Origin of the sequence: Polaribacter litorisediminis (assembly GCF_019968605.1) — a bacterium.
GTDB classification, from domain to species: Bacteria; Bacteroidota; Bacteroidia; order Flavobacteriales; family Flavobacteriaceae; genus Polaribacter; species Polaribacter litorisediminis.
This window is the reverse complement of sequence record NZ_CP082966.1, coordinates 3,037,592-3,064,425: the sequence shown is the minus strand read 5'-3', so window position 1 is coordinate 3,064,425 and position 26,834 is coordinate 3,037,592. Positions and strand designations below refer to the sequence as shown.

The 26,834-nt window shown below is 32.2% G+C and carries 14 protein-coding genes and 1 riboswitch; all 14 genes read left to right on the top strand.

Going from position 1 to position 26,834, the window contains the following annotated elements; genetic code table 11:
• The first annotated feature begins 19 nt into the window (after positions 1–19).
• Positions 20–2,896 (top strand): helix-turn-helix and ligand-binding sensor domain-containing protein, encoded by a 2,877-nt coding sequence (locus tag K8354_RS13085; protein WP_223440664.1) that lies wholly within the window; start codon positions 20–22, stop codon positions 2,894–2,896.
• Between the two features lie 260 nt (positions 2,897–3,156).
• Positions 3,157–5,586, top strand: a complete 2,430-nt coding sequence (locus K8354_RS13080) for an Ig-like domain-containing domain (protein WP_223440662.1) — start codon at positions 3,157–3,159, stop codon at positions 5,584–5,586.
• 55 nt (positions 5,587–5,641) lie between these two features.
• Positions 5,642–8,758 (top strand): SusC/RagA family TonB-linked outer membrane protein, encoded by a 3,117-nt coding sequence (locus tag K8354_RS13075; RefSeq protein ID WP_223440660.1) that lies wholly within the window; start codon positions 5,642–5,644, stop codon positions 8,756–8,758.
• A gap of 10 nt (positions 8,759–8,768) precedes the next feature.
• The gene (locus tag K8354_RS13070; protein WP_223440657.1) at positions 8,769–10,688 is read left to right on the top strand and encodes a RagB/SusD family nutrient uptake outer membrane protein; all 1,920 of its coding nucleotides are present in this window, start codon (positions 8,769–8,771) and stop codon (positions 10,686–10,688) included.
• A gap of 11 nt (positions 10,689–10,699) precedes the next feature.
• Entirely contained in the window at positions 10,700–11,899 is a 1,200-nt protein-coding gene (locus K8354_RS13065) for a DUF4959 domain-containing protein (protein ID WP_223440655.1), read from the top strand.
• Positions 11,900–11,913: 14 nt separating this feature from the next.
• Entirely contained in the window at positions 11,914–14,604 is a 2,691-nt protein-coding gene (locus K8354_RS13060; RefSeq protein ID WP_223440653.1) for a carbohydrate-binding protein, read from the top strand.
• A 188-nt stretch (positions 14,605–14,792) separates the two neighbouring features.
• A complete protein-coding gene (locus tag K8354_RS13055) occupies positions 14,793–14,996 on the top strand; it encodes a hypothetical protein (RefSeq protein ID WP_223440650.1) in 204 nt (67 codons plus the stop codon).
• Positions 14,997–15,036: 40 nt separating this feature from the next.
• Complete coding sequence (locus K8354_RS13050) at positions 15,037–15,894, top strand: glycoside hydrolase family 16 protein (protein WP_223440648.1); 858 nt, start codon at positions 15,037–15,039, stop codon at positions 15,892–15,894.
• Between the two features lie 67 nt (positions 15,895–15,961).
• Complete coding sequence (locus tag K8354_RS13045; protein WP_223440647.1) at positions 15,962–17,806, top strand: glycoside hydrolase family 3 protein; 1,845 nt, start codon at positions 15,962–15,964, stop codon at positions 17,804–17,806.
• A 107-nt stretch (positions 17,807–17,913) separates the two neighbouring features.
• Complete coding sequence (locus K8354_RS13040; RefSeq protein WP_437440129.1) at positions 17,914–19,380, top strand: glycoside hydrolase family 30 protein; 1,467 nt, start codon at positions 17,914–17,916, stop codon at positions 19,378–19,380.
• Positions 19,381–19,390: 10 nt separating this feature from the next.
• Entirely contained in the window at positions 19,391–20,929 is a 1,539-nt protein-coding gene (locus K8354_RS13035) for a sugar porter family MFS transporter (RefSeq protein WP_223440643.1), read from the top strand.
• Positions 20,930–21,638: 709 nt separating this feature from the next.
• Entirely contained in the window at positions 21,639–21,968 is a 330-nt protein-coding gene (locus tag K8354_RS13030) for a 2Fe-2S iron-sulfur cluster-binding protein (RefSeq protein ID WP_223440641.1), read from the top strand.
• 245 nt (positions 21,969–22,213) lie between these two features.
• Positions 22,214–22,367, top strand: a riboswitch (SAM riboswitch).
• 48 nt (positions 22,368–22,415) lie between these two features.
• Positions 22,416–23,435: a homocysteine S-methyltransferase family protein gene (locus tag K8354_RS13025; protein ID WP_223440638.1), complete on the top strand. Its 1,020-nt coding sequence runs from the start codon at positions 22,416–22,418 to the stop codon at positions 23,433–23,435.
• A 15-nt stretch (positions 23,436–23,450) separates the two neighbouring features.
• Positions 23,451–26,549 carry a vitamin B12 dependent-methionine synthase activation domain-containing protein gene (locus K8354_RS13020; protein WP_223440635.1) on the top strand — a complete coding sequence of 1,033 codons (3,099 nt, stop codon included), beginning with the start codon at positions 23,451–23,453 and terminating at the stop codon, positions 26,547–26,549.
• Positions 26,550–26,834: the final 285 nt, after the last annotated feature.

Sequence of the window (26,834 nt, the reverse complement as noted above, 5' to 3'; positions counted from 1 at the left end):
ACAATAAATTACTTTATCTATGAAAATAAATAGACTATTTTTTTTTCTAATATTTTTCTGTTTTTCAAATTCTTTACTAGGCCAATTTTCAAATCTTCCAGGTGTACCACTCATTAAAAATTTTTCAAAAGAAGAAGTAAAAAAAGATTTAAAGGTTTTTGATATCTCTCAAGATGCAAATGGATTGCTTTATTTTGCTACTTCAGGTGCATTAATTGAATTTGATGGATTTAGATGGACGAGTTATTCCGTTGAAGATCAGTCAGACCTAAGATCGGTTTTATATAAAGATGATCAACATATTTATACAGGAGGTCATGGTGGTTTTGGATTTTGGTCTAAAACTAAAAACGGAAAACTTACCTATAAAAGTTTGTTTTTTAAATACCCAAGTAAAGAAGCGCCATTATTGCCAGTGTTTACAAATATTATTGAAATTGAGGGAAAGATTTTTTTTCAATCATTTCAGTTTATATATGCGTTTGATCCTTTAACAGAAAAATTAACAAGTTTTCAGGCAAATAAAGGGTTTAGTAACCTTTTTATATCTAATAAGAGTGCTTTTTTTCAAGACGTTTCTGTGGGCTTATTCCAAATAATAAATAGTGAAAGAACACTAGTAAAAGGTACAGAAAATATTGCTATGGATATTATTGATGTATTTGTAGAAAAAGACAATACAGTATTAATTGCAACTAAAAATAATGGTTTTTGGTGTCTTAAAAATAATGCTTTAGAAAAAAAAGACTGGGTAGAAAATACAAAATTTGAAAAGTTTATCATTACAGATGTAGCAAAATATACTAACCAACAATTTATTGTAGGAACTCTAAGAAATGGTTTTTACATTATTTCTGATAAAGGAAAAATAATAACACATATTAACAAGGCAAAAGGCATCGACAACAATGCTGTTAAAAAAATTTTTAATGATTTAAACAATAATATTTGGTTAAGTACAGAATCGGGGGTCAGTTATATCGAAATAAATAATAATTCTAAATATTTATTAGATACCAAAAGTAATTTTGGAACGGTATACACAAGTTTTTTAAAAGATTCTATACTCTATTTAGGTACCAATCAAGGTTTGTTTGCAAAAAACATTCACAATTCGTTATCTGAACCACAATTGATTGATGCAAGTACAGATAGAATTTGGGAAATTGATGAAGTAGATGATGAAATTTTAGTAGGAAGTCAAAAAGGACTTTCTTTTATTAAAAATAAATCGTTACAAACTATTCATATAGAAGGTGGTGGTTGGATTTTTAAAAAACACCCTAAAATCAAAGACCTATTATATGTTGGCTTTTATTCTGGATTAGCTGTTTTTAAGAAAAACAATAATCAATGGAAATTTATAAGAAAGTTCGAAAACTTTGGAGAATCTTCTCGTTTTATAGAGTTCGATCAATATGATCAAATTTGGGTAGCACATCCTTCTAAAGGGTATTACAGGTTAAGATTGTCTTTTGATGGATTACACCTTGAAGACGTTGAGTTTTATGGGGCAGACAACCCCAATATAGCCCCTTATGCTTACTTTGCTAAAATTGATGGCAATCTAGTTTTTTACAATCGTAAAGGATTCTTTTTTTATGACACAATTGATAATGTGTTCACAAAAGCCAAATACCCTACAGAAATTTTTAAAGGGATACAGAATATTAATCATATTTACCAGGACGAAAATGTATTTTGGTATTCTACACCAAAATCTTTAGGCTATGTGTTAAGAGATCAAAATCGTTTTAACATTAACGAAGCTTCTTTTTATAATTTTTGGAATAAGCATTTAAATGATTTTAACAAATTCAAAAAAATAGATAAAAATACTTTTGGAATTGGTATAGAAGATGGTATTGTTTTTCACAACATTAAAAGAAATAAAAAACTAAATTTTAATTCTGAGCCCCTTGTTAAATCTATAGAATTAATTGGGGTAACAGATACGATAAAAGCTCCAATAGATGAAATAGAAGAATTAAAAATTCCGTATTCCAATAATTACTTGAAAGTAAAAATTGCCTTACCAAAAACACCTTTAGGAAATTCTAAACTAATACAATATAAACTAAACGGATTTAAAGACGGCAGTTGGTCTAATTGGGTAAATACTCGCGAGATAAATTTTCCAGGTATTTCTTCTGGGGGATATGTATTAGAAATAAAAGCCAAAGGCGAAAATGAAGTAGCTTCTAAAATAGTTAAAATTCCTTTTTATATAGCATATCCATGGTATATCAGTAAATGGGCTATCGCTTTTTATGTAATAGCTTTTATTGTTATCTTTTTTAGCTATTGGGCATATTTAAATAGAAAAAACATAAAATATGTAAACCGTTTAAAGCAGTTAGAAAAACAAAAAAGAGAGCGGCAAAAGGAGAAATTTGAGTTAGAAAAATTAGAGGCAGACAAAAAATTACTCTTATTAAAAGAAGAAAACCTAAACTTAGAAATTAAAAAGAAAAATGCAGCCTTAGCTTCTTCTACTTTAAATAACATTAAGAAAAACGAATTGTTAACCGATTTAATTAATGATATTAAAAAGATAGATGAAGAGTTGGTGAACAGTTCATTACATTACCCCGTAAAAAAAGTAGTAAAAAAAATTAATAATCATTTAGTAGATAAGGAAGATTGGTTGACCTTTCAACTGCATTTTAGCAATTCTCACTCACAATTTTTCGAAAATTTAAGAGAAAAACATTCCAATTTATCTTCTAATGAAATTAAGTTAAGTGCTTATTTAAAACTAAACCTTTCCTCAAAAGAAATTGCTTCCTTAATGAATGTTGCCATTACAAGTGTAGAACAAAGTAGATATAGATTACGTAAAAAATTTAATTTAGATAAAGAAGAAAACTTAGTAAACTACATTCAAAAGTTTTAAAAAATTACAAATAACTAAAAATCAGTATTTTATAATTTTTAACAAAGGTTTTGTAGAGGTAATTTTATCTGTAATATGATTTTTGTAGAGGTTAATAAATTGTTAAATAACAAGTTTTAGCTCAATTTTGGGGTCCAATATAATTATGATGTTGTTTGTACCCGTTTCCTAGATGAAACAAAATTATGACTTATTCATAATATGAACAACTAAGCAATTATCTAAAATGTATGTTATTTTAACCTAATTATTAATTTATTATGAAACTAAGATTACTTTTAATGCTGTTTTTAACTTTTGGCATAGCAAATGCCCAAGAGGTTACACACGTAGATTTTGACACAAACAATCCCAACATTGTTTTTAATAGTTGGAATACATCTTCAACTTTTGCTAAAGTTACAAACCCTGCTCCCGATGAAACGAATGTTTCAGGTTTTGTAGGTCAATTTACAGCCGGTAGTGACAACGGAATTGGAATTGGAGTTATAGATCCCAATTCTGTATTTCCAATGCCTTTTAATTTAGCATCAAACCCAGTCTTTAAAATGAAGGTTTTCGCAACCGAAGAAATTGATGTTACTTTCCATTTAGAAAATGCACCAGATTGGGGTAATAATATAGAAGTAACATCTTCCATAACTTCTACTGACATTAACAAATGGGTAGAACTAACTTTTGATTTTAGTGCGTATTCTAATATCTATATGAATAATATTGTTATCATAATAGGGGGTGCAAATACAACTGAAGGAGATTTCTATTTCTTTGATGATATAAAAGGGCCTGCTATGTACACTACACCAGCTGCAGTATATAGTCCAGCGGATAGTGCTGTAGATGTTGCTATTAATACCAACTTAGAAATTGGAACCAATGGAAATTTTAGAAACTTAGATGATTCCGAAATTACAGATTTAACTGGAAAAATTGCTTTGAGAGTAGATGATGTAAACGGTGCGGATGTGCCTTTTTCTGCCAGTATTAATGGTGATAAAAACAAAATTATTATAGATCCAACAAGCGATTTAAGCAACTCAACAACCTACTGGTACGGCGTGTTAGATAATACAATCGAATTCTCAACAGACGAAGCTGTAACAGGATTTGCTGCAAGTTTCACTACAAAAGCAGCGGTTACTGGAGACGTTAATGAAATATTATTTGATTTTGATACAACCAATGAAAATGTAGGTTTTGAATCTTGGGCAGGTACAGGTTTTGCAAAAATTGCTAATCCAGATCCCTCAGGAATCAACACTTCGGCAAATGTTGGAGAGTACACTCATGCAGGTAACGATTCTGGTTTAGAAAACAGTTTAGTTGATGGGGCAACTCCTTTAGCTCCTTTAGATTTTGCAGAAACCCCCTTTATTAAGGTAAAAGTTTGGGTTAGTAAACCCGTGGCTGTAACTGTTAAATTACAAAATTATCCAGATTGGGGTCAAGGAGAAGAACAAATAATTGATGTGACCGAAACCAATAAATGGGTAGAGTTAATTTTTAACTATGGTGCAACTACAGCAAGTAACTATGATAGAGCACAAATCTATTTTGACAGAGATCGTTCTGGAGGTTCAGTAGCAGGAGACGTTTATTATTTTGATGATTATTTAAAAAGTAATGTGCCACCTGCAGTAGAAACAACTTTAAGTCCAGAAAATGACGCAACAGGAGTTTCATTACTTAGCAATCCTACAATTTCATCAAATTTTCAGTTTGTAAATTTAGACGGCTCAACAATTACTGATATTTCTCCTTTTGTTGAATTAAGAGAGGGTGATGCTTCAGGAACGCTTGTTTCATCAATTACTTCCATAAATGATGTTAAGAATAGTATTTCAATAAAACCATCAGATTTACTAAAAGCTAATACACAATATTGGTTTGGTATTAAAGACGATGTAATTAAGTACAAAGAAAATAACACTAATGTTACAGGAGTTTGGGCAACTTTTACAACAAATACTTCAGGTATTAGTATGGTTACTTATAACGACTTTGATGGCGCTTCTTTAACAGCAGTCTCAGAATCTATGGGAGACGTGCCAGGAGCTTACGAAACTGTTGCAGATCCAGCAGGGGGTGCAAATATGGTTACGAAGTGGACCAAAGGAGATACTTGGGGTGGATGGGAAAGAATTCATTTTCAATTAAATGCACCTTATGATGCAACGAAAGACGATATTTTTTCTTTTAGAGTATATTCTTCTGTTGCCACTAACTTTATGTTTAAACTTTCTGATGCAAAAGAAGATGGTGATCAAAACGCAAATCTTGAAGTATGGGGAGATATTCTAGAAGCAAACCAATGGCAAACGATTTATATTGATGCGTCTGAGTTAGCCGACGGCATAAACTTTGATCATATTTTTATCTTTATTGGGCCAGGAAATGGAGCCGTTACTGGAGATTTTTATATAGATGATCTAAAAGGACCACAATTACAAGGTACTGCATCTGCAAATGATTTTGACAAAACAAGTTTTCAATTTTTCCCTAATCCTGCAAATGATATGATTCGTTTTAGCAATTTAGATGGTAAAAAAGACATTAGAATTTTTGATATCAATTCGAAACAAGTTCTTAAAAAGACCATAGAAACAAATGAATTATCTATAGAAACTTTGAAACCTGGATTTTACTTTCTAGAAATTAACGGAATGTTTAAGAAGTTAATTAAAGAATAAAAAGTATAGCACAGCAAAAGTCTTTGCTTTTGCTGTGCTATTAAATAATCAATCAATGAAAAAAGGAAAAACATTATTGTTAAAATTATTACCTTTTGTAATTTTTTTACTTACATTTTCTTCATATTCCCAAACCGTTGTAGTTTCAGGTGAAGTTTATGATGATATAGGAAATCCGCTTCCTGGAGTATCTGTATTAGTAGAGGGTACAACAAATGGTATAAGTACAGATTTTGATGGTAAATATGCAATCAATATAAAGACACCCAATGCAGTCTTGGTATTTGCGTATTTAGGGTATGAAACAAAAAAAGTAATTGTTTCCAATCAAAAGAAAATTAATGTAATTTTAAAACAAAGTTTAGATGAATTAGAGGAAATACAGATTGTTGCCTTTTCTAAACAAAAGAAAACTAGTGTTATTGGTTCGGTAACTTCTATGAAAGTTGGAGACATAAAACAACCTACTTCCAATATAACCAACGCATTAGCTGGACAAATTTCTGGTTTAATTTCTTATCAAAGATCAGGGGAGCCAGGAGCCGACAATGCAGCATTTTTTATTCGTGGTGTTACAACGTTTGGTTTTAACAATAGCCCATTAATTTTGTTAGATGGTTTACAAATTACCACAGACGATTTAGCGCGTTTAGAACCAGATAATATTGCTTCTTTTTCAATTATGAAAGATGCAACAGCAACCTCTTTATATGGAGCTAGAGGGGCAAATGGTGTTGTTTTAGTAACCACAAAAGAAGGTAAAAAAGGAAAAGCAAAAGTATCTGTACGTTATGAAAATTCAATGTCAGCACCTTCTCAGGTAAATAATTTTTTAGGCGCTGTAGACTACATGGAGCTATATAATAGAGCACAAAGAATGAGAGATCCTTCTGCTACATTATTATACTCTAAAGAGAAAATTGAAGGAACTCGTAATGGATTAAACCCGAATCTTTACCCAGATGTAAATTGGCATAATGAGTTGTTTAAAGATTTTACAATGAATAGAAGATTTAACGCAAACATAAATGGAGGTGGAGAAGTAGCACAATATTACTTATCTGTTACAAGCGCAAAAGAAACCGGTTTGTTAAGGGTAGATCCTTTAAATAATTTTAATAATAATATTGATATCAGTAGATCTAATTTAAGAGCGAATATTAATATAAACTTAACTAAAACAACAAAGGTTTCTGCTAAATTCTATTCTTTGTTCGAAAGATATAATGGTCCTGTAGTAAGTGCAACAGATATATTTTATCAAGTTTCGCAAGCAAATCCTGCTAATTTTCCAAAAGTTTACGAAGCGGATGAAAACACTCAGTCCTTTAATCACACACTTTTTGGAAATAAAGGGAATGGTGGTTTTCCAAATCCATATGCTGAAAGTGTAAGAGGATTTAGAGATCGATTCGCAAATACAACCTTAGCTCAATTTCAAGTAAATCAAGATTTAAAGTTTATTACCGAAGGTTTAAAATTACGTGCAATGGCTTCTGTAAGAACGTATACAGAAAATCAAAATGAACGAAGTTTTACGCCATTTTTTTACGGTTCATCTGAGGTGCAAACACCAACAGGCGTTGTCAATTCATTAATTCAAATTCAAGAAGGAACAGAATTTTTAAACAACCCAACTGTAAATAATAACGGGAATAGTAATTTTTACTATGAAGCTGTCTTAGAATACAATAGAACTTTTAACGAAAAACACGCAGTGAGTGGTTTATTGGTTAATTATTTTCAAGAAGCTCTAAATACTATTGGTGGTAATACTGCTTTTTCTACATTGCCCTCGAGAAATACCGGTATTTCTGGTAGAGCTTCCTATAGCTTTGACGATCGTTATTTTAGCGAATTTAATTTTGGATATAATGGATCAGAAAAGTTCGCAGAGGAAAATCGTTTCGGATTTTTCCCTTCTGTAGGATTTGGTTGGATACTATCTAATGAGGAATTTTTTGAAAAAAACTTACCAGCTGTTAACTTATTTAAATTAAGATATTCTTATGGATTAGTCGGTAATGATGGAATTTCAAGTGCTAGTGATCGTTTTTTCTATTTATCTGATGTGAACTTAAATAATGGTGGAACAGGGTATTCTTTTGGCTCTAATTACAACAACTATTACAATGGTTTTATTATTAATAGATATGCAAATGAAAGCGTGAGTTGGGAGATCGCCACAAAGTCTAATATTGGTATAGAATTTGGTCTTTTTAATAAATTAAATGTTATTGCAGATATTTTTACAGAAAATAGACGAGACATCTATATGGAACGTCAATTTATACCAGAAACTTCTGGGCTTACTACAGTAATTAGTAGTAATATAGGTGAAGTAAGATCAAATGGTATCGATTTATCTGTAGATTACAATCACGCATTTAGTGGAGATTTTTACATTACAGCAAGAGGTAATTTTACATACGCCACAAATGAAGTATTGATAAATGGTGAACCAGAATTTCAAGATCAAAATTTAAGTAGAATTGGTCATCCAGTAAATCAACAATGGGGTTATATCGCTGAAAGATTATTTGTAGATCAAGAAGATATCAATAATTCTCCAGAACAATTTAATGGTTTCTCTACAACAAACTCTTATTTACCGGGAGACATTAAATATACAGATGTAAATAATGATGGTGTTGTAAATGAATCTGACCAAGTGCCAATTGGTAGGCCAAATGTGCCAGAAATTGTATATGGTTTTGGGTTTTCAGCTAAATATAAGAATTTCGACTTTTCTGTCTTTATGCAAGGAGTTGCAAGAACATCATTCTTAATTAATCCAAATGATATTTCTCCTTTTGTAAACGAACGAAATGCGTTAAGTATTATCGCAGATAATCATTGGTCAGAAAACAATCCAGATCCTAATGCATTTTGGCCACGTTTAGCTACTTATGCTATAGATAATAATGAAAAGCAGTCTACTTGGTGGTTAAGAAGTGGAGATTTTTTAAGGCTAAAAAATGTTGAACTTGGGTATACTTTACCAGAATCCTTAGGTAAGGTTTTTTCTGAAACCCAAACCAGAGTCTATTTTACAGGTGTTAACTTACTCCATTTTTCAAAATTTGATTTATGGGATCCCGAGATGGCAGGTAATGGTTTAGGCTATCCACCTCAAAGGGTTTTTAATCTAGGAGTTCAAGTTAATTTTTAAAGCGAAAAAAATGAAAATAAAAAATAAAATTATACTAGTATTATTTTTCTCAATCTTCACTTTTAGTAGTTGTGAAAAATATTTAGACATCGTACCAGATGGTACACAAGAATTAAGGTTACTTTTTAATAGAAAAGAAACAGCTTATAATGCGCTAGCTAATTGCTACAGTTATTTGCCTCAAAATGATGGTACGTACTCAAGTTATGCGCTTTTAAGTGATGAATTGGCTGTACCAGTGCCAAAAGAACCCGATGCCATTAGAGTTATGAAAGGGCAACAAACGGTTTCTAACCCCTTAATGGGGTATTGGTCTGGTTTTGGTGCTATTGGCCGAGGACAAGGGTCTTTATGGGAAGGAATTAGAAGTTGTAATATACTTATAGAAAATATTGATTTGGTTGTTGATATGAACGAATCAGAAAAAAATCAATGGAAAGCGGAAGTTGGTTTTTTAAAGGCATTTTATCACTTTTTATTATTAAGTAATTATGGCCCTATCCCAATAATAGATATTAATTTGCCTATAGATGCGTCTGACGAAGCCGTAAGAGTAGAGAGAAAAACAGTAGATGAGTGCTTTTTATACATCACAAACACTATTGATGAGGCCATTACTAATTTACCCGAAAGAGTTGTTGGTAATAATGATTTAGGCAGAATAGACAAGGTAATTGCAAGGGCAATAAAAGCAAGGGTGCTTTTATATAGTGCAAGCCCTTTGTTTAATGGAAATACTGAGTTTTACTCAAATTTCGTAAATAAAGATGGCGAACATTTTTTTAATCAAAATTTTGATGAATCTAAGTGGCAATTAGCTGCAGATGCAGCAAAAGAGGCTTTAGATGCTGCGATAGCTCAAGGGGTAAGTATGTATTATTATACAGATACTCCACCTACTTTTGATGCGAATAATTTTCAATTTAAATTTGTTAGAGATCAATATAGTAATCGTTTTGCAATTACAGATCCTTGGAATTCTGAATTAGTTTGGGGTAACTCAAGCCCAGTAACTAATGGGCAGTTTTGGCAAATTCAATCTCCTGCTTTAATGAAAGATCCAAATTCATCTGCTCTAGAAGCTGCTTGGCAATGGTTATCGCCAACTTTAAGAATGGCAGAAACCTATTACACAAAAAACGGATTACCCATTAATGAGGATAAAAATTTCGATTATACCAATAGATATGATGTTGCTTCTATCGCTTTTAATCAACGTTTTTATGCCCAATTTGCCAATAGAACTGCAAAATTAAACTTAGATAGAGAACCTCGTTTTTATGCATCTTTGGGTTTTGATAGGGGTATCAATAGAACTTGGGGTAGTATTTGGAATTTAAAAATGAGAAGCGGAGAAACACACGGTAGAGTTGCAAATACAGGCGATTTTCTAGAAACGGGTTATGCTTTAAAAAAGTTGGTACACCAAGATACCGAAGGAGACGCTTATAATAAAGCCATTTCTTATCCTTGGCCAATGATTCGATTAAGTGAATTGTATTTAAATTATGCAGAGGCACTAAATGAGGTTAGTGGGCCATCTGCACTAGTTTATGAATCTTTAAATATGATACGTGAAAGAGCAGGAATACCCTCAGTAGAAGATGCTTGGAGTAATCCGGATAACGCAATTTCTATTAACAAACATTTAAGTCAAGAAGGTTTAAGAGAAATTATACGGCAAGAAAGATCTATAGAACTGGCTTTTGAAGCTCATCGTTATTACGATGTTCGAAGATGGAAATTAGGAACAGAGTATTTTTCAACGCCAATTAGAGGTTGGTCTATTAATGAAGACTCCGAAGCAAATTATTATCAAATTAAAGAAATAGGTCAGCGTTCTTTTAACTCCCCTAGAGATTATTTCCAGCCTATAAGCTTTACAGAATTATCAAGAAATCCTAATCTAGTTCAAAATCCAGGTTGGTAAAAATAGACATTATGAGAAAACAAATTAATAAAATCGTATTCTTTGCAATCTTTGTTTTTATAACAATTATTGCATGTTCAGAAGATGATAATATAGATAGAACAGCTCCAGGAATTGTATCTAATGTGAGTGTTACTCCTACTAATGGAGGAGGCATTATTAATTATTCGCTTCCATCAGATGATGATATTTTGTATGTAAAAGCAATTTATACAAATTCGCAAGGAGAAGAAGTTTTTAAAGTGGCAAGCAAACATAATACCTCTATTGAAGTAAATGGATTAAATCAATCTACACCTGTAAACGTAAAGTTGTATGTAATTGATTTGAATAAAAATGTATCTAATACTGTAGAAGTAGCTTTTACACCTTTAGAATCTTTTATTTTTTTAGTACAAGAGAGTGTCAATATTACTCCAGATTTAGGAGGGGTAAAAATCACTTGGGAAAACATAGCCTCTAAAACTGTTTTTGTCTATGTTCATATTCTTGATGATGGCGAAGAAACCATTAGAATATTGTCATCAAATAATCCTCAAGAAAGTATTTTTATAAGAGGTTTAGCAGCTAAAGAGTTAACGTTTTTCACTAAGGTCGAAGACTTTGATGGTAATATTACAGAACTTGTAGAAAAAGGAAAATATACTCCTTTATTTGAAGAAAAGATAGATAAATCAACTTGGACACTTATTGCTAATCAATCCATAAACGGAGATGCTTTTGAAGGTAGAACCGTTAATTTTTGGGATGATGTAGTTGATACTGTAGAAACAGATGCCGATAATAGTTATTTTATCATCACCAGAGATAATAATGGAGGTAGCTTAAATTTTCCTTTAGATATTGTGATTGATTTAAATAAAAATGTAAAAATTCAGCGATTTAAAGTTTGGCAAAGAGCATTTTGGTTTAATGGTGGAGGTGTTACGTATCATTATCAAGAAGAAAACATAAAAACGTTCGATTTATACTCCAGTAATGACGGCCAAACTTGGGATTTATTAGGTCAATTTGATATTGGAGACCCAAGAGATGCAGCAGGTAATATTACTACAGCGGCTTTTCAAGAAGCTATTGAGGGTCACGAATTTAGTTTACCAAACACTTCAGAGCAATTTAGATATTTAAAATTTTCGATCACTTCAAATTACGGTAGTACTCAGATTACTGTTGGCTCAGAAATTACCTTATATGGTTTAGATAATTTATAAAAAACAAAAAAAAAATGATAAAAAAATATGTAATGTATCTGTTTTTAATAGGTGCAATTTCTCTCAATGCCCAAGGATTAAGAACTTTAGGTAAAAAAATCATCAACTCAAAAGGAGAAGAAGTTTTATTAAAAGGAATAGGCTTAGGTGGTTGGATGTTACAAGAAGGCTATATGATGAATTCTTCTGGAGCCGCAGACACTCAACATGAGTTTATAGAAAAATTAGACCTGTTAATTGGAGAAGAAGAAACCAAAACGTTTTACACCAATTGGCGCAAGAATTTTTTTACCAAACAAGATTTAGATTCCATTAAAAAATGGGGATATAACAGTGTACGTTTAGCTATGCATTACAATTTGTTTACACCACCCATAGAAGCTGAACCTGTACAAGGCGAAAATACTTGGTTAGAAACAGGTTTTGAAATGGTTGATGAACTCTTAACTTGGTGCGAAGCAAATGAAATTTATCTTATTCTAGACCTACATGCAGCTCCTGGAGGACAAGGTCAAGACGCAGCAATTTCAGATTATGACTCAGATAAACCTTCTCTTTGGGAAAGCGAATTGAATAAAAGCAAAACCGTTGCTTTGTGGGGTAAGTTAGCAGAAAGATACAAAGACAAAGAATGGATTGGCGGATATGATTTACTTAATGAAGTCAACTGGCCTTTAGAATCTGGAGTTTTGAGAGATTTGTACGTAAGAGCAACCAATGCCATAAGAGCCCATGACTCCAATCATATTATTTATATTGAAGGAAACTGGTTTGCCAATGATTTTACAGGTTTAACGCCTCCTTGGGATTCGAATATGGTCTATAGTTTCCATAAATATTGGACCTATAATGATACTGCTTCCATTCAGTGGGTTTTAGATATGAGAAACCAACACAACGTACCACTTTGGATGGGAGAATCTGGTGAAAATTCGAATGTTTGGTACACAGAAGCTATCAATTTATTTGAAGACAATGATATTGGTTGGTCTTGGTGGCCTTGGAAAAGAATTGAGACAATAGTAAGTCCTTTTTCAATAAATTCAAATCCAAAATACGAAGCCATTATTAACTATTGGAAAGGCGAAGCTACACAGCCATCAGCACAAGATGCCATCGACGGATTAAAACAGTTAACGGACGATTTATTAGTAGATAATAACGAATACTATAGAGATGTTGTGGATGCCTGTATTAGACAACCACAAGATGAAACCCACATTCCGTATAAAAACCATACCATTCCAGGGCTCATTTATCTTTCTGATTATGATTTAGGGAGCAATGGTATTGCGTATAACGATATGGATTATGGAAATTATAGTTTGTCTACGGGCAATTATCAGCCTTGGAACTCTGGTTGGAACTATAGAAACGATGGTGTAGATATTCAAACCAATACAGACAATACAAATAGTAATGGGTATCATATTGGTTTTACACAAAAAAACGAATGGTTAAAATATACCGTAAATGTTGAAGAAACGGGTTTCTACAATTTCAAATTTAGATATGCTACAGAACAAACTGGCGGAAAACCAAAGTTCTTTTTAGATGATGTTGATTTTGCAGGAGCTGTTACTTTAGGAAGCACAGGCGGTTGGAATAACTTTGTATTCCAAACGGTTACCAATAAATATATTGAAGCAGGTACACATGTGCTTAAAATTTTGGTAGATGGCAATGCATCTTACAATATGAGTAGTATCGAATTCTTACAATCAACAGAGGCTATACCCGCTTTTAATGTTTTAAGTGCTAGCACAAATGATGATGAAAAATCGATTAAAATCATTTTAAATCATCCTCTAAACAGTCAAGAACTTACAAATGATTTGTTTGAAGTAACTGTAAATAATGCCACAAGGACCATAACATCATCAGCAATAAATCCTTCTAATAATCGATTAATTACCATTGAGTTAGAGAATTATTTATTTTATCAAGATGAAATTAAAGTCAGTTATAACGGTAACAGTATTACATCAACATTTAACGCTACTTTACCTGCTTTTCAAAGTAAAATTGTAGAAAATAATTTGATAACTAGACTTCTAGTGCCTGGAAAAATTCAAGCAGAGGACTTTTCGAATCAATTTGGTTTACAAACAGAAAGCACAACGGATACTGGTGCAGGGCAAAATATAGGGTTCACAGATGCTGGAGATTATGCAGAATACTTAATCTATATTGCGGATAGTGGAAATTATAATTTAAATGTTAGAACAGCAGCAGAATCAAATGTTGGTGAAGTAGAATTTGAATTATTAAATAATGAGAATGTGCAAAGTGTTTCTATCATGAATTTACCTGTAACTGGTGGCTGGCAATCTTGGCAAACAAGTGCTGCACAAACAACTTTAAACGAGGGTATTTATACGTTAAAAATGAAAGTGTTACAAAGTGGTTTTAATATGAATTGGTTTGAGTTTGAATTTGTAAGTAGCTTAAGCACTGAAGATGTCGTAAGTGATGATATATCAATATTTCCAAACCCTGTTTCAGAGAATTACCAAATTATATTAAATAATGAACAAGTTCTTCAGAAATTAAGTATTATTGATGCGAATGGTCGTTTGATAAACAAAATACAACCTGATTTAATAAAGAACGTATATAATTTATCGAACTTAAAACCGGGAGTTTATTTCTTAATAATCGAAACAAACAAAGGGCAATTTCAGAAAAAAATAATAAAAAATTAAACAAATTCAACTTGAAGAAAATTGCAGCACCTTTTAATGTTATCTATTTAATTCTAACAATTCCTTTTGCAATATCAAAAGGGCAAAAGAGAAGATTACTGAAAAAAGTAAAAGAGTATTTTCAATCAATTTGAATTGTAAATGCAATAGAAACAGAAGGTATTAGTAAATTGATATCAGGAAAAACTATGAAAACACTCAAACAACAAATTGTTGAATATCTAGAGGCTCAAAAACCTTTTTATGGCGATAAAGAAATGGATGACAATTTAAAAGTAATAAAAAACCAAAAAGAAGATTTATCAACTATAGATGAATTGAGTAAAATATTGATTCTAAGATTTATAGATGATAATGAGTTGTATTTTGCCATAGAGTCAGCTACCATTTAAACTTGAATAACATTATTAAACACCTAATTTAAAACGAATCATGAAAAAAATATTTTTATTAAATTTAATCTTATTAGGAACACTAATATTCGCATGTAAACCAAAAGAAAAAAAAGATTCAAATAAAAACCCAACTTCGGGTGAATGGAAAGTAGATTTTCTAGACAACTTCGATACTTTTAATTCAAATAATTGGCAAGACCAACGCATTTGGGTAAATAATGAAACACATTGCTATGTGCCTGATGGTGAATTTGGAACAAGAGAAGTGAGTGAGGGTACCTTAAAATTGAAAGTGGTAGATACAGGTAAACCAAGCCCCTGTGATAACTTGGATAAAAATGGAAAACAGCATCCAGAAACGCAATATGTAGCAGGACGCATTGTATCTAAAAACAAAAAAGAATTTATCAAAGGTAAATGGACTGCAAGATTAAAATTAGGGAGTAATGGGGAGCCAAGTATGTTTCCTGCTTGGTGGCTTTTAGGTGCACAAAATAACGAATCACCCGTACAAGAAGAAAATGAAAATATTTGTTGGCCTTTAACAGGTTCTGGTGAAATTGATATTTTTGAACATCACGGAGATCATCAAAAAGACCATTTTACAGCAGGTGCTATCAAAAGTTTAGGCGAATGTGATAAAGGTGATTGGTGGAGCTTGAGAAAAGGTTTTGATGTTACTCTAAATGAATATCATGAGTATTCTGTTGAGTGGGAAGGTAGTGATTTAGTGTACAGAGTGGATGATAAAGAGATCTATAGAAATGTTGGTGAAGGAGACAAATATCCTGAGCCTATGTTTGCTATTTTAAATTTTGCTAAAATTACAGATTCTCCAATGAAGAGTAAAGAGTGGGTTATGGAAGTTGATTGGGTAAAACACGAATATAAATAATCATCAAGTTTCATAAAACCAACTTTTTAAACCTAATATACCGATAAACTTTTATTCATAAAAATATATGATTCCATCAAGGATTGAACCTAAATTTTACTTGCTATCAATTGTTTTTTTGATTTCCGTTTTAAACGGATGTAAAAACAAAACTTATTTTAATGAAGATAGACGTATTGAAAACAAAGTTGATTCATTATTAGCCTTAATGACTTTAGACGAAAAAATAGGGCAAATGTCTCAAGTACGACATTTTGCAGATATGGATTCAGATAATGATATTGCCACAAAATTCATTGGATCTGTAATCCATACTCAAGGCCCAAATCCAGGAAATGATGCTTTAGGATGGCAAAACAGATTTAAAGCTTTGCAAGAAAAAGCCCTATCAACGCGTTTAGGAATTCCTTTATTATTTGCGGTAGATGCTGTTCATGGTCAAAATACTTTTCAAGGCGCAACTATTTTTCCTCATAATATTGGTTTGGGCGCAACTCAAAATACAACTTTGGTAAAAGAAGTTGCTCAAATTACAGCGATTGAAGTGCAAGCTACAGGTTTTAATTGGACATTTTCCCCTTGTGTTGCCATTCCTTATAATGAAAAATGGGGAAGAGTGTACGAAGCATTTTCAGAAAACACGGTACTAACAACTAAAATGGCAAAAGCTTCAATAGAAGGTCTTCAAGGAAATTTAAAAGACAGCCATACAGTAATGGCAACGGCTAAACATTTTATTGGCGATGGAGCAACAGATTTCGGAATAGAAGGAGGAAATACGTCTTTATCTATGAAAGAAGTTTCAGGAAAATTATTACCACCTTACAAAGCTGCTGTAAAAGCGAAAGTAGGCGCAGTAATGGCTTCATTTAACACGTTAACAGGCATACCAATGCACGCTCATAAAGTTTTAATTAACGATACCTTAAAAAAAAATATGGGTTTTGACGGAATTGTCATATCTGATTGGAAAGGCTATTCTAGGTTTGGTAAAAATGAAGTAATTAATGCAGGTGTAGATGTGTTGATGGCTGTTGATGGTGATTTAGAAGTTTTTCAAAATGGATTAAAAAATGCAGTTGCGAATGATTTGGTTTCTATTGATAGAATTAATGATGCTGTTAAAAGAATTTTAAGACAAAAATTTAGACTCGATTTATTTAAAAACCCATATCCAAATTCATCTTTAATCTCAAAAATTGGAAGTCAAAATCATCGAAATAAAGCAAGAGAGGCTGTTCGTGAATCATTAGTATTGTTAAAAAATAAGAATCGTATTTTACCATTAAGTAAAGACTTTAAAAAAATAGTTGTGGTAGGGGAACATGCTAATAATTCAGGATTGCAATCTGGTGGTTGGACAATGGCTTGGCAAGGTATAAGAGAAAATTACAAAGGTGCAACGACTATTTTAGACGGCATAAAAGCCATTACCAAAGCAGAAATTGTTTATGATAAAGAAGCCACAGAAAATCATTTTGATGCAGATGTAGCCATCATTGTTGTGGGTGAAACACCTTATGCAGAAATGTTTGGAGATATTAATGATTCGAATAAAGAAAATAAACTAACTTTAAGTGAGTCACATCAAAAATACATAACAAAATATGCTGAAAATGGCGTTAAAACAGTAGTTGTTTTAATTTCTGGAAGACCTTTAGTAACTACAAAACAAATACATGTATCCGATGCATTTATTGCTGCTTGGTTGCCAGGATCAGAAGGAGATGGAATTGCAGAGGTGCTTTTTGGTGATTACGATTTTATGGGTAAATTGCCACATTCTTGGCCTAAATCTGTAGAAGATTTTAATGAAAAATATGGTGTTAATTTTTGGGATACATCAAAAGAACCATTGTATAATTTTGGGTACGGTTTAACTTATAAAAACAACGAAAGTGATAAAAAGTAGCCATCACTAAATTTCGATTTTTTAGTACAATAATTAAATTTGATACTTTATCAATAACAAATAAACAGATGAAAAAAAGTTTAAAAAGACAGTCTTTATATTTTTGTATGCTTCTTATTTCTTTTGGTTTTTATCAATGTAAAGAAGTAAAAAGCAATGATGAAAATCAATTAGAAAAAGAACAAATCTCTTTTGATATTGCAACAGCAACAGTAAAAGTTTATACCACAGCTCATAACTCAGAATTAAAACTTACACTAACAGATACCATTTCATTTTCAGACTTTAAACAACCGTTAGAAACAGAGATAGATATTGTAGTTGATCCTAAAAATCAATTTCAAGAATTTGTAGGAATAGGTGCAGCTTTAACAGATGCTTCTGCAGAAACCTTTTATAAATTATCAAAAGAAAACCAAAAGCTGTTTTTAGAAGCCTATTTTGATATAGAAAAAGGGATTGGCTATTCGTTAGCAAGAACAATTATTCACAGTTGCGATTTTTCAACAGCAAGTTACACCTATGTTAAAGAAGGTGATAAAGAACTCAAAACCTTTTCTGTAGATCATGATAAAAAATATAGAATTCCGTTTACAAAAAAAGCAATTGAAGCTGCAGGTGGCAAATTAACCATGTATGCAAGTCCTTGGAGTCCTCCTGCATTTATGAAAACAAATAACAGCATGTTAAAAGGAGGTAAATTAAAGGAAGAATTTTACCAACCTTGGGCAAATTATTACTCTAAATTTATAAAAGCTTATGAAAAAGAGGGAATTCCAATTTGGGGTCTTTCTATTCAAAATGAGCCAATGGCTGTGCAACGTTGGGAATCGTGTATTTATACAGCAGAAGAAGAGCGCGATTTTTTAAAAAATTATTTAGGACCAACATTAGAAAAAGATGGTTTAGGCGATAAAAAAATTATAGTTTGGGATCATAATAGAGATTTATTATATCAAAGAGCAAGTACTATTTTAAACGATCCAGAAGCCGCAAAATACGTTTGGGGAACAGGTTTTCATTGGTATGAAGATTGGAAAGACGACAATCCAATGTTTTCAAATGTGGCCAGCGTACAAGAAGCGTATCCCGATAAAAAACTGATTTTTACGGAAGGATGTAATGAAGGATATGACGTTAAAAGATTAGAAAATGAAGATCCATCATTAGCAGAACGTTATGGAAAATCGATGATTAAAGATTTTAACAATGGCACTGTTGCATGGACAGATTGGAATATCCTTTTAGATGAAACTGGAGGGCCAAATCATGTTGGAAATTTATGTTTTGCCCCAGTTCATGGAAACACACAAACAGATGAGTTAACCTTTACAAACTCCTTTTATTACATTGGTCATTTTTCTAAATTTATAAGACCAGGAGCAAAAAGAATTACCAGTGTTACAAGTTCTAATAGTATTATTTCTACAGCTTTTAAAAATACAAATAACAGTATTGCAATTATAGCAATGAATACTTCTGATAAAACTTTAGACTATACAATTACAATTGATTTAAAAACATCTAAATTACAACTATTGCCACATGCAATTCAAACCATTGTAATCAATTAAAATCACTTTTATGACCAAAAAATTAACATTAATAGCCTTTGTAGTTTCCTTAGGAGGATTTCTTTTCGGATTCGATGCAGGCATTATTTCGGGTGTAATGTCTTACGCAGGTCCTGAGTTTAATTTAAGTGATCTTCAATCTGGTTGGGTAGTTAGTTCGCCTTCTTTTGCAGCAATGATAGCCATGTTGTTTTCTGGAAGGTTAAGTGATAAAATAGGTAGGAAAAAGATGTTACTTTTCGTTGCTTTTTTATACGCAATTTCAGCTGTTTTTTCGGCATTAGCGTGGTCTTATGAAATACTCTATATCGCAAGAATGATCGGTGGTTTGGCTTTTGGAGCAGCCTTAGTATTGGCACCCATGTATATTGCAGAAATTTCTACCGCCGAAAACAGAGGAAAGCTGGTAGCTATTCAGCAATTAAATATAGTTCTTGGCTTTTTTGCAGCTTTTTTAAGTAATTATTTTTTTAATAAATACAATACTTCTGGTGATACTTTTTTAACAGATGAAAATGTTTGGAGATGGATGTTAGGAGTAGAACTAGTGCCTGCATTGTTGTATTTTATCTTTTTATTTTTTGTTCCTAGAAGTCCACGTTGGTTGTATTTACGAGAAAAATATGATGAAGCAAAACAGGTGTTACATCAAATTCATGGTAAAGTAAAAGCAGAATTAGAAATAGCTTCAATTGATAAAAATGTACAAGCAGATAAAAATAAATCACCTTTAAAAATTACAGATTTATTAAAACCTTCTTTACGTTTTATTTTAATGGTAGGATTAGTTGTTGGAATTTTGCAGCAAATTACAGGAATCAATGCTGTATATTTTTATGCAACATCCATATTTAAACAAACAGGAATTGGAACAGATGCTGCTTTTTCATCCGGAATTTTATTAAGCACAATTACAGTTATTTTTACTTTTATTGCGATGTATTTAATTGACAGAATGGGCAGAAGACCCTTGTTGTTAATTGGAACAGCTGGTGTAGCAGTAAGTTTATTATTATGCGCATATGGATTTAATCAAGCAACTTATCAACTAACTGAAAATAAAGTAAGTCAGTTTGATTTTCAAGATTCTCAAAAATTATTACCGTTAGTTGATAAAGTGTATGATAATGATATCGACTTTAAGGACGATGTAAAAAGTGTTTTAGGAAATAGAATTTACAGCAAAAATGACGGTAGTATTTTAGAAGCAGCAACCACTATGAATGCAAACTTAGTACTTATTGGTATTTTAGGTTTTATTGCTTGTTTTGCATTTTCTTTAGGGCCTGTTATGTGGGTGTTACTTTCTGAGTTATATCCTATTAAATATAGAGGATTAGCAATCGGTGTTATTGCATTTGTAAACTCTTTAATAAGTTCGGTTGTGCAACTTATTTTTCCTTGGGAATTGTCAAATTTAGGGAATGCACTCACCTTTTTTATCTTTGGAATCATCGCTTTAATAGGTTTTTTAATTTTTATAAAAATATTGCCAGAGACCAAAGGAAAATCTTTAGAAGAATTGGAAACAGCGTTTATAAAAAATTAGTTTTAAACTAATTTTATTGTATAGAAACTGTTGATTTTTTTTGTATTAATTTGAACTGTTTTGTTACTTTTCGAATAATAAAAATAGTTTTTATTTTCATTATAAAAATTGATAAATTGCACAGAGAAAATTATATAAATAATCCGATCTAAACTGAACACGATTTTAAAATAAATAGGGTTGAAAAGGGTAGAAATGAGTGTTTTCCTCGAACTCATAACCCAAAGATCACTGGTTCGAGTCCAGTTCCCGCTACTAGGTTGTCCTCAATAATAGAGCGGATTGTTTACGACAATCCGCTTTTTTTATGCCTTTAACTTTCTTACTTTTACGTACCGTAAACGTTTTAGGAGCATTCGAAAAATGATTAGAATCAAAAGAACTTTATAGCCATCTCATCACCTTTATTACAAAGAAAATAGTCATTGAATACTTAAATTCAGTTTTACAAAGAACTAGTGCTAGAAATCGTAATAATGCAAGAACAGATATTGCTTCGCTATTTCAATTATTAGAGGAAAATTTCGTCAAAAAATTACTAAGAAGTTTAGCTGTGTAAGGAGAGACTTTTAAGCACGATTCTGTGAAAGATTTAGGTTGAAACTCCTTTTAGACGCTCGATCACAAAATCTTAATTTCAAAGGGTATACTCTCATATTCTTGTTGGGTTTCTTTAACTTTGCACATAATTTTATTAAAAAGAAAATAGATGCAAGACATCAATATAAAAATAACGGATAGAAATGGTGAAACCCATGAGTTGGTGGCACCCACAGATATGGCAATGAATTTGATGGAGGTTATTCGCTCTTACGAATTAGCAGAGGAAGGTACCATCGGAATTTGTGGTGGAATGGCCATGTGTGCTTCTTGTCAATGTTATATATTATCTGATCATAAATTGCCAGAAATTTCAGCGGATGAAGAGGCCATGTTAGCAGAAGCTTTTTATGTAGAAGATAACAGTAGGCTAGGTTGTCAAATACAAATTACCTCTGAATTAGACGGATTAGAAGTGGAATTAGCTCCAGAATCCTAGCGTTAAAAAGTGCTAAACTTTTAGAAAAGAACTCGTTGAAACTATTTTTTGATATTAGAAATCGGTCTAAATTACAACGAATATAGAGCTAGCAAGTTGTTATATAAAATAAAAATAGTAAGTATTAAAATAGATGAACCTCATTCAATTTTAAAGTTTATGAATTTGTAGGTTTTTTCTTCATAACATTATTTATTTAAAAAAATAATCCGTTAATTTGTAGCCAGTTCATTCACTTATTGATAATGTTATCACGAAAGGTAGAGGGATTAGACCCGTTGAAGCCTTGGCAACCCTTGTCTTGATGAAAATCAAGATCTTTAATTTTAAAGACAAAAGAAGGTGCTACATTCTACAAAACGTGCTGAATTAATTTCAGAATATTTTGACAGATAACAGCGAAAAAACACTTTTCCTGATGACATATATTGATAAAAATATCAAAAAATGTCGAATATATACAACGCTTTACAAGAGCGAATTTTAGTCTTAGATGGTGCCATGGGTACCATGTTGCAAGCTTATAAATTTACAGAAGAAGATTTTAGAGCAGAACGTTTTAAAAACTACCCAACTTCTTTGCAGGGTAATAATGATTTATTGTCTATTACCCAACCAGAAGCTATAAAAACCATTCATGGTAAATATTTTGAAGCGGGTGCAGATATCATAGAAACCAATACATTTTCTGGTACAACAATTGCCATGGCAGATTACCAAATGGAGGATTTAGTCTATGAATTAAACTATCAATCGGCTAAAATTGCCAAAGAAGTTGCAGACGAATTTACTCTCAAAGAACCCCATAAACCTCGTTTTGTAGCAGGTTCTATAGGGCCAACAAACAGAACAGCAAGTATGTCTCCAGATGTAAATGATCCAGGTTATAGAGCTGTAACATTTAACGATTTAAGAATCGCATATAAACAGCAAGCCGAAGCTTTAATTGATGGAGGAGTTGACCTGTTATTGGTAGAAACTGTTTTTGATACTTTAAACGCAAAAGCAGCATTATTTGCTATTGAAGAAGTAAAGGAAGAAAGAAATATCAACATTCCTATTATGTTAAGTGGCACTATTACAGATGCTTCTGGTAGAACATTGTCTGGGCAAACCGCAGAAGCTTTTTTGATTTCTGTTTCTCATATTCCTTTATTATCTGTCGGATTTAATTGTGCTTTGGGCGCTAATTTATTGCAACCTCACTTAGAATCCATCGCGAATAAAACAGATTTTGCCATTTCTGCACATCCCAATGCTGGTTTGCCAAATGCTTTTGGTGAATATGACGAATCTCCAGAAGAAATGGGAGAGCAAATAGAAGAGTATTTAAAGAAAGATTTAATTAATATTATTGGTGGGTGTTGCGGAACTTCGCCAGAGCATATTCGTGTAATTGCTAATATTGCAGCAAAATATAAACCACGTGAAGCTGTCATCTTGAGCGCAGTCGAAAGGTCTTATTAAAATGATAGAAAGAAGATGAAAGTAAAACAAACTAAATATATGCATTTGTCTGGTTTAGAACCTTTAGTTCTAAACGAAAACAGCAATTTTATAAATGTTGGAGAACGAACAAATGTAGCGGGATCTAAAAAATTCTTACGTTTAATAAAAGAAGAGAAATTCGATGAAGCTTTAGATGTTGCAAGACATCAAGTTGATGGAGGTGCACAAATTATCGATATTAATTTTGATGATGGTTTGATTGATGGAAAAGAAGCCATGGTACGTTTCTTAAATTTAATTGCTGCTGAGCCAGATATTTGCAGAGTACCAATGATGATTGATAGCTCTAAATGGGAAATCATTGAAGCAGGTTTGCAAGTTGTGCAAGGAAAATGTATAGTAAACTCCATTTCATTAAAAGAAGGTGAAGACAAATTTATTTGGGAAGCAAAGCAAATAAAACGCTACGGTGCTGCGGTAATTGTCATGGCTTTTGATGAAGTTGGGCAAGCAGATAATTATGAACGTAGAATAGAAATAGCCAAACGTTCTTATAAAATATTGGTAGACATTGTCCACTTTCCATCCGAAGATATTATTTTCGATTTAAATATATTTCCTGTTGCGACAGGGATGGATGAGCATAAAAGAAATGCCATCGATTTTATTGAAGGAACCAGATGGGTGCGAGAAAATTTACCCAATGTTTCCGTGAGTGGTGGTGTTAGCAATGTATCTTTTTCATTCAGAGGAAATAATGGCGTTCGAGAAGCAATGCATTCCGTGTTTTTGTATCACGCTATTCAGGCAGGTATGAATATAGGAATTGTAAATCCTGCTTTGTTAGAGGTTTATGATGACATTCCTAAAGATTTATTAGAACGGGTAGAAGATGTTATTCTTGACAGAAGAGAAGATGCTACCGAAAGGTTGTTAGATTTTGCAGAAACTGTAAAAGGCTCTAAAAAAGAAGCAGGTGCAGATCTATCTTGGAGAGAAAAATCTTTACAAGAAAAAATTACACATGCTTTAGTGAAGGGAATTGATGCTTTTATCATAGAAGATGTAGAGCAAGCAAGGCAAGAAGCTTCTGCACCAATTGAAGTCATCGAAGGGCATTTAATGATCGGTATGAACGTGGTTGGAGATTTATTTGGTGCAGGAAAAATGTTTTTGCCACAGGTGGTAAAATCGGCAAGAGTAATGAAAAAAGCAGTGGGGTATTTAAATCCTTTTATAGAGGAAGCAAAAAAAGCCCCCTCCGCCCTCAAAGGGGGAACTTCTCAGCAGACCAAAAAAATAGATTATAGAAAACTTGCGGACCCAATCTTATATGATAGATTGAAAGAATTTGCTAAAGAAATGCGAAACAAACCAACAGAAGCAGAAAAAATGCTTTGGAATGTTTTAAGTAATAAACAATTAGATGAACATAAATTTAGAAGGCAGCATATAATAGGTCCATATATTACAGATTTTATTTGCTTAAAATTAAAGTTAGTTATTGAAATAGATGGACTAATACATCAATTACCAGAAAATAAAGAAAATGATAAACAACGAACAGAATGGTTAGAAAGTAAGGGGCTTTCTGTTGTTAGATTTACAAATGAAGATGTTTTATTTAATTTAGATAAAGTTATAGAAGTTATTCGCAAAAATGCGCAAGTTCCCCTTTCGGGGGCGGAGGGGGCAGGTAAAATTTTAATGGCGACTGTAAAAGGTGATGTGCATGATATTGGTAAAAATATTGTGAGTGTTGTTTTGGGTTGCAATAATTACCAAATTGTAGATTTAGGGGTCATGGTGCCACCAGAAAAAATCATTGAAACGGCAAAAAGAGAAAATGTTGATGTGATTGGTTTAAGCGGATTAATTACTCCTTCGTTAGATGAAATGGTTTATTTAGCCAAAGAAATGGAACGACAAAATTTTAAAATTCCTTTACTTATTGGTGGCGCAACCACATCTAAAGCGCATACTGCTGTGAAAATTGATACCCAATATAAAAACGCGGTAGTTCATGTAAATGATGCTTCGAGAGCTGTGACTGTGGTGGGTGATTTATTGAATAAGAAAACGAGCCATTTATATGTTGCAAAATTAAAAAAAGATTACGACGAATTTAGAGTTAAGTTTTTAAAGCGAGGAAAGGAAAAATCATACATTTCAATTGAAGAGGCGCGCAGGAGAAAATATAAAATTGATTGGAAAATGACTGAAATTAAAAAGCCAAAAGAGCTGGGGATTCAGGTTTTAAAGCAATTAAGTTTAAAAGAATTAGTGCCTTTTATAGATTGGAGTCCGTTTTTTAGAAGTTGGGATTTACACGGTAAATATCCATCTATTTTAACAGACAATATTGTTGGAGAGCAGGCAACGCAACTTTTTGAAGATGCTCAAAAAATGATGCAAGAAATCATTGCAAAACAGCTTTTAAAGCCAAAAGCAGTTTTTGGTCTGTTTGAAGCCAATACTGTAAATGATGATGATATTTCTGTTCAGAAAAAAGGAAAAGAAGTAGCCGTTTTTAGAACTTTACGTCAGCAATTAAAAAAGCGACCAGGCATTCCTAATATTGCTTTATCAGATTTTATAGCTCCAAAAGAAACAGGCAAAACAGATTATATGGGTTCTTTTTGTGTGGCAATTTTTGGGGCACAAGAATTGGCAGACAGTTATAAAGATAAAGAGGACGATTACAATGCGATTATGGCACAAGCCATTGCAGATAGATTTGCAGAAGCATTGGCCGAATATTTGCACAAACAAATTAGAACCAAACATTGGGGTTATGATGCAGATGAAGGTTTAACCAATGAAGATTTGATTAAAGAAAATTATAAAGGAATTCGCCCGGCACCGGGGTATCCAGCATGTCCGGATCATTTAGAAAAAGAAACAATTTGGGATTTGCTACAAGTAAGAGAAAACATAGGGGTTACGCTTACAGAAAGCTTGGCAATGTGGCCAGCAGCAGCGGTATCTGGTTATTATTTTGCGAATAAAGAAGCCAAATATTTTGGTTTAGGGAAAATTACGAACGATCAAGTGACTGATTTTGCAGAGCGAAAAGGAATTACAAAAGAGAAAGCAAGAAAGTGGTTGCATCCAACTCTGGCTGAAGAATAATTTATAGACCTCACAGGTTTTTAAAACCTGTGAGGTCTGCGATATATAATTATGTTACAAGGTTTCAAAAGCCTTGAATGTATTTAAAAAAGAAAATTCGTCAAAGAAAAAGTCGGTCATTACGAGGAAGAATGAGGCAGCAATATCCAGTTAAAAAGGAAAATTGCTTCACTGTATTCGAAATTAAGTTGGCAAATAAGTTGCGTTAGCGATTGCAATGGCATCCTTTTTATGCTGACTCATTTTAGTGTCATCAGGATTTTAAAAATACTTTCTGATAAAAAA